This is a genomic window from Campylobacter sp. BCW_6466 (assembly GCF_001762835.1).
In the GTDB taxonomy this organism is placed as follows: Bacteria; Campylobacterota; Campylobacteria; order Campylobacterales; family Campylobacteraceae; genus Campylobacter_D; species Campylobacter_D jejuni.
In genome coordinates, this window is record NZ_MJXO01000070.1 from 1 (window position 1) to 13,291 (window position 13,291).

The 13,291-nt window shown below is 31.5% G+C and carries 17 protein-coding genes and 2 pseudogenes; 4 read left to right on the top strand and 15 right to left on the bottom strand.

All coding sequences use genetic code 11. The features are described 5' to 3' along the window. Nucleotides 1-67: 67 nt before the first annotated feature. The 6 genes from AJ887_RS07495 to AJ887_RS07520 all read right to left on the bottom strand — a co-directional run bounded on the left by AJ887_RS07495 (nt 68) and on the right by AJ887_RS07520 (nt 4,200). Entirely contained in the window at nt 68-499 is a 432-nt protein-coding gene (locus AJ887_RS07495) for an SA1788 family PVL leukocidin-associated protein (protein ID WP_002865075.1), read from the bottom strand. Nucleotides 500-555: 56 nt separating this feature from the next. Next, nucleotides 556-741 carry a hypothetical protein gene (locus tag AJ887_RS07500; RefSeq protein WP_057980536.1) on the bottom strand — a complete coding sequence of 62 codons (186 nt, stop codon included), beginning with the start codon at nt 739-741 and terminating at the stop codon, nt 556-558. Beyond that, nucleotides 738-929, bottom strand: a complete 192-nt coding sequence (locus AJ887_RS07505) for a sigma factor-like helix-turn-helix DNA-binding protein (RefSeq protein ID WP_070284647.1) — start codon at nt 927-929, stop codon at nt 738-740. Before AJ887_RS07505 ends, AJ887_RS07500 begins: the two co-directional genes overlap by 4 nt. A gap of 3 nt (nt 930-932) precedes the next feature. Then, entirely contained in the window at nt 933-1,856 is a 924-nt protein-coding gene (locus tag AJ887_RS07510) for an AAA family ATPase (protein ID WP_070285054.1), read from the bottom strand. Between the two features lie 71 nt (nt 1,857-1,927). Beyond that, the gene (locus tag AJ887_RS07515; protein WP_070285056.1) at nt 1,928-4,003 is read right to left on the bottom strand and encodes a DDE-type integrase/transposase/recombinase; all 2,076 of its coding nucleotides are present in this window, start codon (nt 4,001-4,003) and stop codon (nt 1,928-1,930) included. Continuing rightward, on the bottom strand, nt 4,000-4,200 hold the full coding sequence (locus AJ887_RS07520; RefSeq protein ID WP_002793921.1) for a hypothetical protein: 201 nt from the start codon (nt 4,198-4,200) through the stop codon (nt 4,000-4,002). The genes AJ887_RS07515 and AJ887_RS07520 overlap by 4 nt, the downstream gene beginning before the upstream one ends. A gap of 142 nt (nt 4,201-4,342) precedes the next feature. On the opposite strand from AJ887_RS07520, the gene AJ887_RS07525 reads away from it, so the two are divergent. Then, on the top strand, nt 4,343-4,966 hold the full coding sequence (locus AJ887_RS07525; protein ID WP_070285057.1) for a helix-turn-helix transcriptional regulator: 624 nt from the start codon (nt 4,343-4,345) through the stop codon (nt 4,964-4,966). A gap of 1 nt (nt 4,967) precedes the next feature. Beyond that, a complete protein-coding gene (locus tag AJ887_RS07530) occupies nt 4,968-5,645 on the top strand; it encodes a hypothetical protein (protein WP_083262115.1) in 678 nt (225 codons plus the stop codon). Nucleotides 5,646-5,743: 98 nt separating this feature from the next. Here the strand turns inward: AJ887_RS07530 and AJ887_RS07535 are convergent. The 5 genes and pseudogenes from AJ887_RS07535 to AJ887_RS07555 all read right to left on the bottom strand — a co-directional run. Continuing rightward, nucleotides 5,744-6,247 (bottom strand): annotated as a pseudogene (locus AJ887_RS07535) (DedA family protein); the annotation flags it as partial. 80 nt (nt 6,248-6,327) lie between these two features. Next, nucleotides 6,328-6,555 (bottom strand): hypothetical protein, encoded by a 228-nt coding sequence (locus AJ887_RS07540; RefSeq protein WP_002861881.1) that lies wholly within the window; start codon nt 6,553-6,555, stop codon nt 6,328-6,330. Between the two features lie 10 nt (nt 6,556-6,565). After that, on the bottom strand, nt 6,566-8,020 hold the full coding sequence (locus AJ887_RS07545) for a DUF3373 family protein (protein ID WP_070240078.1): 1,455 nt from the start codon (nt 8,018-8,020) through the stop codon (nt 6,566-6,568). Between the two features lie 146 nt (nt 8,021-8,166). Continuing rightward, on the bottom strand, nt 8,167-8,640 hold the full coding sequence (locus tag AJ887_RS07550) for a peptidylprolyl isomerase (RefSeq protein WP_070240076.1): 474 nt from the start codon (nt 8,638-8,640) through the stop codon (nt 8,167-8,169). Between the two features lie 10 nt (nt 8,641-8,650). After that, complete coding sequence (locus AJ887_RS07555; RefSeq protein ID WP_002787769.1) at nt 8,651-9,358, bottom strand: YebC/PmpR family DNA-binding transcriptional regulator; 708 nt, start codon at nt 9,356-9,358, stop codon at nt 8,651-8,653. Nucleotides 9,359-9,463: 105 nt separating this feature from the next. Here AJ887_RS07555 and AJ887_RS07560 point away from each other — a divergent pair, with 105 nt between their 5' ends. Further along, the gene (locus AJ887_RS07560; protein ID WP_002777281.1) at nt 9,464-9,805 is read left to right on the top strand and encodes a DMT family transporter; all 342 of its coding nucleotides are present in this window, start codon (nt 9,464-9,466) and stop codon (nt 9,803-9,805) included. Further along, the gene (locus AJ887_RS07565; RefSeq protein WP_038815258.1) at nt 9,805-10,113 is read left to right on the top strand and encodes a DMT family transporter; all 309 of its coding nucleotides are present in this window, start codon (nt 9,805-9,807) and stop codon (nt 10,111-10,113) included. Before AJ887_RS07560 ends, AJ887_RS07565 begins: the two co-directional genes overlap by 1 nt. Nucleotides 10,114-10,130: 17 nt before the next feature. Here AJ887_RS07565 and argS read toward each other — a convergent pair whose 3' ends face one another. The 4 genes and pseudogenes from argS to AJ887_RS10500 form a co-directional block, all read right to left on the bottom strand. Further along, entirely contained in the window at nt 10,131-11,723 is a 1,593-nt protein-coding gene (gene argS, locus AJ887_RS07570) for an arginine--tRNA ligase (RefSeq protein ID WP_002866187.1), read from the bottom strand. An 11-nt stretch (nt 11,724-11,734) separates the two neighbouring features. Continuing rightward, nucleotides 11,735-11,974 (bottom strand): twin-arginine translocase TatA/TatE family subunit, encoded by a 240-nt coding sequence (locus AJ887_RS07575; protein WP_002877135.1) that lies wholly within the window; start codon nt 11,972-11,974, stop codon nt 11,735-11,737. 1 nt (nt 11,975) lies between these two features. Beyond that, on the bottom strand, nt 11,976-12,593 hold the full coding sequence (gmk, locus tag AJ887_RS07580) for a guanylate kinase (RefSeq protein WP_002866189.1): 618 nt from the start codon (nt 12,591-12,593) through the stop codon (nt 11,976-11,978). Nucleotides 12,594-12,595: 2 nt separating this feature from the next. Next, nucleotides 12,596-13,291 (bottom strand): annotated as a pseudogene (locus AJ887_RS10500) (highly acidic protein); the annotation flags it as partial.

Genomic DNA, 13,291 nt, shown 5'->3' on the forward strand with positions numbered 1-13,291 from the left:
TCCTTTCTAATAAATTTAAGTTTTAAAAAACTTAATCAAATCCACCTTAGTAGATTTGTTAAATTTTCTAATACGCCTTAATTACTCCATTTTTATCTTGGTATAAATTATTTTGCAAGGCTAGATGATCAAGTTTTGAATATTTAAAATGCAAGTTAGCTTTTTTGCTCATATTTCCTAAATGTAAAACATTTCTACCAAATTTACTATGACTGTTTAGGCTAACTGCTTGTTTGTTTCTTCTGATATCATCGATAATAATATATTTAAAACGCTTGTCTCCTTTTGGAGTTTCTAAAATTTCTTTTAAGCTCCAACCTTTTTCTTTTCTTTTCACATAAAGCTTGTGAGTAATCCCATATTTATTACAAATTTCTATTTGTTCTTTTATGTTTAAACCAAGCTTATCTTTAAGTTTAAAATTTTTAGTATTTAATGGTGTATCTAAAGGCATTTTTCTTTTTTTTCTATCTTTAAAACAATAATAACTTAACTGCATTTTTCCCTTTCTAAATAAATTTAAGTTTTAAAAAACTTAATCAAAGTGCTTTTAATTTAAGCACTTTTGTTAAGCTTTTTACCCAAATGAAAACGAATGATTTTTTTTGCAATATAATCAGGATAAATTCCTTTTAAAACATCTACAAACACTCCACTTTGCTTGTAATAAATCCCTACGCCTCTTACTTCAAAAAGACTTCTACTATAATCAGCTTTCTCACCTTTAATCATTGGTATCATTTTTTCTCTCCTTGTATTAAGTTTTCTTTCTTTGCTTCTTCTTTTTTGATTAAGTCAATCGTTTCAAAGATAGCCATCCACTTGTCTTTATTTTTAGGACTCTTTAACTTTCTAAAAGCTTCAGTATAGATTTGATGAACGCGTGTCACGCTAAGATTAAGTTCTTTAGCTATCTCTTCAAAACTCATTTTTTAGCCAAGCATTAAAAATGATGCGGCAGCTTCTATGTGTTTAAGCTCAACCGCTTTTCCATCTGCAAATTCACAAGCTCTTTTTAAAAGCTTCTCACTTTTTCTAAAGTTGCCACGAGCGAGGTTAAAAACCAAATCAATAGCCTTTTTCTCCTCCACATCAAAATGATTACAAAGCATTTTTAAGTCTTCATCTTTTAAACCTTCTTTGTTTTGGTAGCAAAGTCCTTTTAATTCCCATTTTGCACCAATTCTAGAGCTTAGTTGTCCGTACTCGTTGTAATCATTTCTGCCAATGCCTGTAAGATTGTTTTTAAGTTTTCTAGTACCTACTAAGATTAAAGCAGTATTTGAAAAATCATATATGCGTCTTAAGCACTCCAAAGCACGAAACGGCAAATGCTCACTCTCATCTATAATTAAAACCTTTGAAGTTCTTGCTAACTCGCTAGCAATGCCTCTAATCTTATCATCCAAAGAACCTTTAAAACACACATTGAGTTTATTTTCAAGCCCCACCAAAAGCATTCTTTTGCTTGTCTCAGTTGTTGCTTCAAAAAGCACCACTCTTGTTCCATTTTTATTAGCATATTCTTTAATAGCACGACTTTTGCCAGTTCCTGCTTCGCCAATGATTACTCCCATTTCTCTATTGCTCATGGCACTTTCAATGGTTACATTAATCGCCTTTGCATCTTTAGTGGCAATAAAAGGTGTTTGAAGCTCTTTCATGCTTTTTTCTTCCACAAAGCTTTTAATGTATTTTTCAAGTAAAGGCTCTACTTTTGAAGCGTATTTATAGCTACTTCCTTCTTTCATATAGCCCACCATATAGCTTTTATTAATCCCTAAACGATCGGAGAGATTGTTTTGAGAGATGTTTTGGGTGCTTAAAAACTTTTTAGTAAGTTCAACTAATTCCATTTTTTATCCTTTTGTTTTTTTTATGAGTAAAAACTCTTTAAAACTTGGATTAATCAAGCTTTAAACAATTTTTAACCAGCAAAATATTTCTTTTCGACAAAAGCTTCCATGTCAAACTCGCTTTCATCGTTATTTATTTCTTTTTTAGCATTTAAAATAAGCTCATCCGCATTAGCATTGTTTTTAATCTCTTCTAATTCTCTTTGAGTTTTTAAGGCTTCTTTTGCAAGGGATTTTTGATGCACCTCTTTAGCTTCTACGAGTGAGTTTTCAAAAGCACTTTGTAAATCTTGTAAGTCTTGTTTAATATTAAGTTTAGTAAAGGTGGCAATCTCATCTTTTTTAAGCACTTCTTTAATCGCTTTAACTTCACTTTCATAACCTTTTTTAAGCATTTTATAGCTTTCTTTGCTAAGCTTAGCTATACTTTCATCAAGAGCTAGACAAAGGAAGTTTCCGCTTAAATCATAAATGAAAAGTTCTTTAATATTATCGATATTTTGCACACATTTAACTTTTGTGCCAACACTTGGCATTAAAGCACTTTTATAAACTCTACTTTCAAAGTTAATGCCTTTTTTGCCCACGACCCTAAGTTCTTTATTTCCAGCATTAAACAAAAATTCTTCATAAGATATTTTTACAATAGCTCTATCGCACGAGTTCCAAAGCTCAAGTGGAGTTTTAACGCCTTTTTTGCGGCGAACTTTACTCATGTTCCATTTAATCACTTCAGCTTCTAAAAGCTCACAAGCTTCACTGAAGGTGTGAAGGAGTTTTTGATTAGTTTTTTTGGCAAAGCCGTATTCATCTTTAGCTTTTCTTTCTTTCTTAGGAGTTTTTTGCTCTATCATTTCTCTTTTAGCTAAGCTATTTCCAATATGTCCATGCATTTTAGAAATTCCTGCATGTTGAAGTGTCCCAAAGCGTCTTTCAACTAAAGCTTTTTGTTCTCCTGCATAAGCAATAGCTGCATCATAGGTAATATTAAGCCCATCAAGCAAGCTTTGAAAATCTTTAGAAAGATAATCTTTTCCATTATCCCCTTTAATCATATCAGGCTTACCAAACTTATCTATGGCTTTCCATAAAAGTCTAGTTAGGCTTAAAGAGTTTGATTTTCCTACCAAAGTAGCTACTCCCATACCGCTAAAGACATCAACGACACTTAAGATATGAGGGCGGAAAGGCTCTAAGGTTTCATCGTCTCTTACTATAATATCAGCTGGAGAGCTATCGATTTGCCAACACATGTTTTTCATGTCATATAGCTCTCTTTGATTTCCTTGTGCAGGGAGAAACTTAGATTTTGCACGATCTAAGCCTTGAGTGATAATACAATGTTCTAATGGTTTATCTTTATAGTAGTTTTTAATGAAATTTTGTAAGGTTTTTACACTAAAAAGCGGTTTTACCTCTCCTAAATCAAAACCTATAAAATCATAATTTTCTTTAGTGGCTGCTTCTTTATGGATTTGCCACCAAAGTTCAGTGAAATTAAATCCACCTGCTGCAAAGGTGCGATATTCTCTTAAAGCGTATTCTTGCATCCAAGTGCTAAGTTTAGTTTTATCTTTGCGGTGAAGTCCGCGAGTGTCGATAAGACCTAGAATGCCATTTTCTTTATATGCTTTGCGAATTCTTTCATAAAATCTTCTGTTAATCTTTTCTATTTTTAAAGTACGAGCAATGCTTAAACCACCTTCAATATATTTTTCTACTTGTTTAAGTAATTTTACTTTACTTTTCGCATCTTCTTTAAGTTCATCGCTTAAATTTTCAAATTTTAAATTTAAAACAGCCAAATCATCATTTATTTTTGACTCTGTTAAATTTAAATTACTAGTTTTTAAACTATTATTTATATTTTTTAAATTATCGGTAGTAATAATTTCGCTCAATTTAACTTTTTGCATTTTTTCATCATAAATTAAAGTATTTTTACTGATTAATTCTTGGTTAAAGGCGGTTAAAAGCTTATCTTTGCTTATTTTAAATAGTAGTTTTTTGCCACCCCTGCCACCATTGGCATTATCCACTTTTAGCCACTCGTATTTATTTGAGTTTCTACTTACTGCAAGCCTCAAAGCTCCTGTGCTTACATTAAAAACTTGTGAGGCTTCTTTGGTTTCTAAGAAGTAACTCATGAACAAGCCCTAGGCATTTCGTCAATGATTTTAAGCTCAAAAAGCTTCTCATAAACAGCTTTTGTGTTAGTTTTTGCTTTGTATTTTTCAGAATAAAGTCCATTGACTACACGAAATAAACTCATATAGTGAAGATTGTGTTTTTGAGCAAATTTTTTAAGATTGATACCATTATCTTCAAAGTATTGTTTTAACAAAATATCTCCTTCAATTTGTAATTTTTATTTCAAATTGATATTTTTTAAGATACAATTTGTAAATAATTTTTCAAATTATAAGTAATTTTACTTAAAAAGTCAAGTATTTTTACATAAATATACATATGTTTTAGGATTTAAAATGGAAGAAAAAGAACAATTACTCCAAGAAATGATAGAGTTTTATAGCGTTAAAGATAAATTTGAATTGGCTGAATATTTGGGACTTTCAAGAGAATCTGCACACAACTGGCCTAACAGAATTAGCAAAAAACAAATTTTAATTTACGAAAAAGACAAAAAAATTAAAATTTCAAGTAAAAATACTGAAAAAATCATATCGGATGATGAAGATATCGTTTTAGTTCCATTTTACAAAGACAATTCTGTTTCTGCTGGATTTGGTTCTAAAAATTACGAAGGCTTAGTTCAGCATATTCCATTTAACAAACAAGATTTAAGACTTATGTTTAACATTCAAGGATTTTTAAAAATAGGCATTATCCCAGTGATAGGGGATAGTATGGCACCCACTATAAAAGAGGGTGAGATGATAGTTTTTCAAGATGATGGTTCTATGATTGAGGGAGGGATTTATGTGATAGAATATCAAAGCGAAGTCTTTGTAAAGAGACTGAGAAAGCGACCTTTATCATTAATTAGCGATAATAAAGACTATCCGCCTATCGTTATGGATGAAGATGAAGAAATTAAAATTATAGGTAGAGTGGTAGGTACTTATGATTTAAACTATAGGAGGTTGTGAAATGAAAAAATTAAAATATATTTTAGGATTAGGACTTTTACTACTAACAGGTTGCGAAAACGGTGAGTATAACACAAGCACTAATGTGCTAGATATTCAAAATGATATCCATAAAGCTTTTTATAATAAAACTTATTCAGATAAAGCAAAGTTTTATGAAAAAATGCAAAAAACCATTAACGAAAATATAAGTATGGGAAACACTATTATACAAGCTTCAAACATAGAACCAAAATTTAAAATTGATCCTATACAATTTAAAGAATGCGTGTTTTATGAAATATGGACTATAAAAAATCCTCAAAATACTTCTTATACGCTTAGTGCAGAAAGATGCCAAACCGCCTTTCTTAGCAATAAAGAGTTAATTAAATATGCGGATCCAAGCTTTGTAATGGGTAATTTTACCAAAGACAATCAAGAAAATATATTGGGCATTAAAGCAGTTAAAGAAGAATTATCTAAACCATCCTATGTAACAGATGTTAAAAGCTATAAATTTATTAGCGATAAATACAAAATTTTAGAGAATGGAAACTATATTTATATTTTACAAAACTTCAAAGCAAAAAGTGAAATTTTGGGAGAATACACTCAAAATGCCCACATTATTTTTGATAATAAAGGCAATGTGATAAAAATTGAATTAAACCAAAATAAAGAATTTGGCTCATATTGATTAAAATTACAATTTAAGTTTAAGGTTGAAAGAAAGATAATTTGTCGCAAAAATACGACATTTTATTTTTCTTTTGCGACATTTTATTTTTCCGCCGACATCAACTCTTCGTTTTGTCCTATATAATAACCCAAAAATACAAGTATAGCCATCCAAATAGCACTACCAAGTGCAGTAAAAAGTATAAAATTTATAAGTTTCATTTTTACCAAACCTGCAGGCATAGAGATGTACTGACGAATCCCTGGTAAAAGACGACAAGTAAAGGTTGAAAATTCCCCGTGTTTGTTAAAAAATTCTTCAAATTTAGCAAATTTGGCTTCATTTATACCAAAATACCTGCCCCATTTTAATACAAAATTTTTACCCCAAAAAAAGCAAATATAGTAATTAATCAAAGCCCCTAAAACAGAACCTAAAGTCCCACTAAGTATACAAAGAGTGATATCAAGTTCGCCTTTATGTGCCAAATATCCAGCAGGTATCATAACAACTTCACTTGGAAAAGGTATAAAACAACTCTCTAAGGTCATTAAGATAATAATACCCAAATACCCCCAAGCACTAGCCGTCTCAACAATAAAAGAAATGATTTCTTGCATATTAGCCTTATTTGAAGAAAATTTTAAAAAATTGTAGCTTAAAAGATTAAACAGTAAAAAGCGGTTTTACACCGCTTTTTTTATTTACCTGCAACTGAAACTTGATTTGGATTGTCTGCTGCACGAGCGATCATACACTCTTTTAAAACAGCAGCATCAGCTGGATCACTAACTTTTTTACTAATCCAGCGTTCAACTTGTTTCATTGTTTTTGACTCTGGCTCTGGAGCTTCGTATTTTGCCATCAAACTTGCACAATCAGCCAAAGCAATGATAGGTAATAAACTTGCAAAAAGTATTTTTCTCATCTTTTGCTCCTTAGAATTTTACATTATACATTAACATGATATTATCAGCTCTTGCTTTATCTTTTTTCGCTCCACCAAATGGTAAGCCACGATTACCCCAAATATTTTGGATATTGGTATAGCTTAAACGTAAGAATTGATATCTATCAAGTTGATAAATCACATAAAAATCATGTGCTGTTCCTCTTGTCATTCTTATATTAAGCGGATCGTTGATACTTGGACGGCTCATAGTATACCAGTATCTACTTCCCCAGAAGAACTCATACCCTACTTTTAAAGCCTTGGTAAAATCATAGCGTCCACCTACATGCACAGCATAGCCATCTTTTTCGTTAATATCTAATTTTTTTTGCATTTCTCCGGCTATAATTGGACCTAAAGGACCGTTAGTTATAAAAGATTGTTTTGCTCCATTGCTACCGTGAGAATATCCTAAAGATGCAAACCAGTTAAAATTTGTTCCAAAGGCATTGTTGTTTTCAAAATGAAGATTTGCTAAAGTGATATCTCCAAGATTGTAAACTCCTGCAGGTAGTGTGGCAGAGCTATTTCCTATTGACATTGGACCTACTGCTGGTAATGGTAATGCGAAATCTTGTAAATGAGCCACATTGAAGATAATAAGATTATCTCCCATGCCTTCTATAGGAAGCTCTCCTTCTACTGCAGCATAGTAAAGATTTGCATCAGCATCTTTTTGATCTCCCATCCAGTCTCTTACCTTGCCTTCTTCATCCCATTGATAAGTTTTACCATAAGCTGCACGGATAGCTACCTTATGATCTTGCAAACTTTCAGGTTTATAAGTGATCACTGCTGCATCACCTAGAGCATTGATCATTAAAGCAGGATAGGTTGATTGTCTTAAAGCATTGTTTCTAAGATTACTTCCTGGACCATCGGTTCCTGGCTGTCTTCCTATAGTTGCAATCCACTCAGGTGTGATATAGTAGTCAAGGTAAGCTCTATCTACATAAAGCACAGGCCCACTTGATCTTGTGTTTCTTCCTGCATCTAAGTCAAGTGGACTTCCACTCCAACCCATTTGAGACCAGTTTTTAGCCATAGATAAACGACCATAGAATTTGGTTTTATCATTAATATCAGCATTCATATTTAAATGAAGCTCATTCATCCATTTGTTGTTAGCACTATAATCTTGTCCGCTAACTTTATAGTTTGTATTTGAAACTGCTGTTGAAAACTCAAGTCCAAATTTAACCTTGCTCAAAGCAGCTTGAAATTCTGTTTCATCGGCTCTATCATTAAGATCAGCAAGTTCAGCTTTTACAGCTTCATTTTGCTTAGCTTGAGCTTCTCTTTCTTTTCTGATTTGTGCAAGTTCAGCTTGAATTTGTGCAAGCTGTTTTTGAAGCTTAGTTATTTCATCATCTGTATTTTTAGCAAAAAGTGAAGATGAAAGAAGACAAGCACTTAAAATAAGTGAAAACTTAGTTTTCATAATCATAACTCCTTGTAATTTTGTTACATTTCACTGAAATAAAATTATAATTATAGAAAAAAAAGCTTTAAAAAAAATTATGTGTTAATTATTTTTAGCTAGTCAAATTTTATGACTAGCTTTACATTGATAAGATTTAAATTTAATTACAAAATTTTTATATCTAAAATTTTATCTCCTTGGCGTATAGAGTCTAAAACTTCCAAACTTTCTTCATCTTTTGGATCAATTTGCCCAAAAATAGTATGAACCCCATCTAAATGAGCTTGAGGGCTGTGACAAATGAAAAATTGGGATCCACCCGTATCGCGTCCTGCATGCGCCATAGATAAGGTTCCACGCTCATGTTTATGTTCTTGATCATCACATTCGCAAATGATTTCATATCCAGGCCCACCTATACCATTGCCGTGTGGACAACCCCCTTGTATGACAAAATTTGGGATCACACGATGAAAATTTAAATCTTTATAAAATCCTTCATTAGCCAAAGTAGCAAAATTACAAACCGTTTGTGGAGCCTCATCACCAAAAAGTTTTAGCTTCATTGTACCTTTTTCAGTTTCTATAAGAGCAAATTTGTATTCATTTACTTTGCTTGTGTCAATTGTTTTTATCATATTTTTCTCCTTAATCTATATTTGTATAAACAGCTTGGACATCATCATCATCTTCTAACTTATCTAAAAGCTTTTCTATATCACTAAGCTGTTCTTCGCTAAAGCTTACAGGATTGTTTGGTATATACTCAAGTCCTGCTTTTTTAAGAACTAAACCCTTAGTTTCTATAGCAGAGCTTAGCTCACCAAAAGCAGTATAATCACCGCTAATTACTAACTCTTCTTCATTTTGTTCTAATTCTTCAAGCCCTGCATCGATCAAATCAAGTTCTAATTCTTCTAAATCTCCTGCAAATTTTTCAAGATGAAAAACCGCTTTTCTAGTAAACATAAAGCCTAAAGATCCATTTTGTAAAACTTCTCCACCATTTTTACTAAAAATAGCTTTTACATTGGCCACGGTGCGTGTAGGGTTATCGCTCATACATTCAACTATAACCAAAGCCCCATGTGCAGCTTTTCCTTCATAATGAATGTTTTTAATATCTGCGCTATCTTTTCCACTCGCACGCTTAATAGCCGCATCTATATTATCTTTTGGCATATTATTTGCTTTTGCTGTAGCTATAGCACTTCTTAATTTTGGATTCATATCAGGATCAGTGCCACCTTCTTTAGCAGCTACTTGTATGGCTTTAGCAAGCTTAGGAAAAAGCTTGCTCATTTTATCCCATCTAGCCTCTTTAGAAGCTCTTCGGTATTCAAATGCTCGTCCCATAAATTCTCACTTTCTTTAAAGATTTTCAAACTTAAAAGTATAAACTAAAAAGGCTAATTAAAGCTTTAAATGATATGATTTTACCATTTATTTTAGGAGAAGTTTTTGAATATCGCAAAAAAAGAACTTTTTGTTGCTTGGTTTTTCTTGATTGCTGCTATTGTATTTGAAGTTTTAGGTACTAGTTTTTTAAAAATGGAAAATCAAATTTTAGGCTATATATTTATGGCTTTATTTATAGCTTTTTCTTATTTTTTTATGGGCAAGGCGATTAAAAAAATTCAAGTAGGCATAGCCTATGCTGTATGGGAACTTTTAGGGATTATTCTTATACTTTTAGTTTCTTTTATAGTTTTTAAAGAGAGTTTAACCTTAACTCAAATTCTAGGCATTGTTCTTTCTATCGTTGGAATTATCATGATTAATATAGGCGAGGTTAAAGAATAATGTATATTTTTATCATTGTTTTATCAGCATTGTTAGATATCGTAGCAAATTTATTGCTAAAAAAATCAGATGGTTTTAAGCATAAAATTTGGGGCTTGGCTGCGATTGTCAATGCTATACTTGCTTTTTTTCTACTTTCTTTTTCTTTAAAATACGTTCCTTTAAGCATAGCTTACTCAACTTGGGGTGCTATAGGCATCATAGGAACTTGTCTTGGTGGATGGATTTTATATAAAGAAAAATTAAACAAAATAGGAATTTTAGGTATCGTTATCGTAATAATAGCAGTATTTTTGCTAAATTATTAAAACAGCAAAATGCTGTTTTAATGTTCCATTTTGTTTTTCGCTTCAATACCCATTAAAGAAAATGCGGTTTTAATACTAAGAGCAACTAAAGAAAATAATTTAAGCAAATCATTTTCATTTATAGAACCTACAACTTTATTTTCATTGTAGAATTTATGAAAATTTGCAGCCAAATTTTTAAGATAATCAGGAATTTTTTGCAAAGCTCTAGCCTCAAAAGCATCGTTTAAAATAGCTTTTAAATTCAAAGCTTCAAAAAGTAAATTAACACCATCTTGATTTAAACTTTGTAAATCAGCTCTCATTACATCATCGATTTTTTTACCAGCTTTAGCAAACACTTGATGAATTCTAGCGTGTGCGTAGTTGATATAATACACAGGATTAGAACTATCTTCTTTTTGCAAATCACTAATATCAAATTCCAAATGAGTATCGCACTTTTTACTCAAAAAGATATAACGCAAAGCATCACTTCCTATTTCATCAATCACATCGCTCATCAAGATAAAATTTCCTGCTCTTTTACTCATTTTATAAGGCTCTCCATCTTTAAGCAAGGAAACCATTTGTGCTAAAATAATCTCAAGATTATTAGAGTCAAATCCCAAAAACTCCATCGCAGCTTTCATTCTAGGGATATAACCATGATGATCTGCTCCCCAGATATTAATACACTTTCCATAACCACGACTCATTTTATCCTTATGATAAACAATATCTGCTGCCAAATAAGTCCCGCGTCCATCTTCACGGATAATTACCCTATCTTTTTCATCGCCCTTTTGCGAAGAAGCAAGCCAAATTTTACCTTCTTGCTCGTAAATTCCTTTATGCTCTTTCAAAGATTCTAAAGTTGCATTTAAAGCGTCATAATACGATCTCTCGCTTACATAGCTGTCAATTTTAATCTTTGCTTGTTCTAAATTTTGTTTAATCAAAATAAGCATTTTATCTTTTGCCCAATCAGCTAAACTAGGGATATTTTCTTCACTAAAAAATTCTTTACCAAATTTTTCAAAAGCTTCTTTTGCCAAATCTGCTATATACTCGCCTTTGTAATATTGCTCTGGATATTCAACATTTTCATGAAGTATATTTTCTTTCACACTTAGTAAAATAGAAAGCCCTAGTAAATAAATTTGATTACCCGCATCATTGACATAGTATTCTGTATCAAATTTATAACCCAAATGTCTTGCAAGTCTTGTTAAGGTGTCTCCAAAAACAGCGCCTCTTGCATGTCCTATATGTAAAGGTCCAGTAGGATTTGCACTCACATATTCAAGCAAAAAACTTTCTTGTTTTTTTTCTCCTTTAGAAAAATCATTTGGATTTGCTAAAGCCTGATTTGCAAGTTCATTTAAAAAAGTTTTGGAAATTCTAAAATTTAAATACCCATTTACAGCTTCAACCGATTCAAAACAATCATGATTTTGAAATTTGCTCGCTAAGTCGCTAGCGATCAACATAGGAGATTTTTTTAATTCCTTAGCCAGTGAAAAAGCCAAAGGGGTAGCAAAATGTGCTAAATTTTTATCCTTTGGATTTTCAAGTGTAAAATCACACTCTAAAATCTTTTTAATTTCATTAAAAATAATACTTTTCAAAAGACTAAACCTTAAGCTTTTTTTGTTTTGTCTATACTTGCATCAGCACTTGTATTATTAGTTGTGTTTTTGTTTTCTTCTATTTTTTGAGTATTTTTTGCTACTTCATCATCATTATTCATTTCATCTTTAAAAGTTTTAATACCTTTGCCTAAACCCTTTGCAAGTTCTGGAATTTTTTTTGCTCCAAAAAGCAATACAACAATCAATAAAATAATCAACCAATGACTTGGACTTGACCAACCACCCATTTTATTCTCCTTCATTCCAAATATTTTGAATTTGTCCTAGATTCTGCCCTTTGGTTCTAAATTTATGGGCAATTAAAATCGCTCGCAATGCTTCATAACTTTGCTTTAGCTCATCATTAATGATAAGATAATCATAGTCGCTAAGTTCTTTCATTTCATCACTAGCGTTTTGTAATCTTTTTTCTAGTTGTATTATTGTATCAGTATTTCGCTTAATAAGTCTTTTTTTTAGCTCATCTTTATTTTTTGTAGTAATAAAAACAGAAACAATCTTATCAGCCATTTTTTGTCTGGCTATTTTAAATCCTTGCACATCAATATCAAAAACAACTATTTTTCCATTATCTAAAGCATCTTGAGTGTGCTTTAAAGAAGTGCCATAAAAATTTTCATGCACCTTAGCCCATTCTAAAAAATGATCACCATCTATACCTTTTTGAAATTCTTCATGGGATATGAAATGATAATGTATTCCATTTTTTTCACCCTCTCTTGGTTTGCGAGTTGTTGAAGAAATAGAAAAATAAAGCTCATCTTCAAATTCATCAAAAAGTTTTTTTAAAAGAGTTGATTTTCCAGCTCCACTAGGACCTGAAATCAACAAAATAAAACCTTGCAATTTTAATCCTCTTTAAAACTAATGTTTATATTTATATTCATATTCATACCCTTAAGAGCAGCTTTTAAGGTATCATCCTTAATACTTGAAGTGATCGCTCCTGCTATGCTTTGGCTAAGCTCATTAACTATCTCTTCACTATTATCATCTTTAGTTGCATTGCTTACTATAGGCTCTTCATTTTTTTCTACAATTTCCTCTCCAAGAGCTTCTTGTATATCACTTTCTTTCAATGCATCAAAATCACTTATATTTAAATTTGGCACAACCACTTCCTCTTCATTTGTTCCTAATTCTGTATCGTCTAAAATTGGCTCATCTTTAAAATCTTCTAAAACCTTGCTACTATTATCACTATCAATACCATAATCAAGCTCATCAAGTTGAGCTAGTTCTTCTTTGATTTGATCTTGAGTGCTCAAATTTGAAATAAAATCATCCATTTCATCTTGAACATCTTCTTCCACAACAGGAGAAAACTCCTCTAAATTTTCCTCTGATTCTTCATTATCTTTTGCTTGACCTAAAAATTCAGCATCCTCAGGAATATCATCAAAATCCATTTCTTTTTCTTGCTCTTCAACCACAGGAAGATCATCAAAGTCGCTTATATTAGCTTGTAATTCTTTGTTATCTTCTAAATCTTCATCATTTTTATCATCTAGTTCGTCTAAACTAGGCTCAGTATCCAAAGCTGT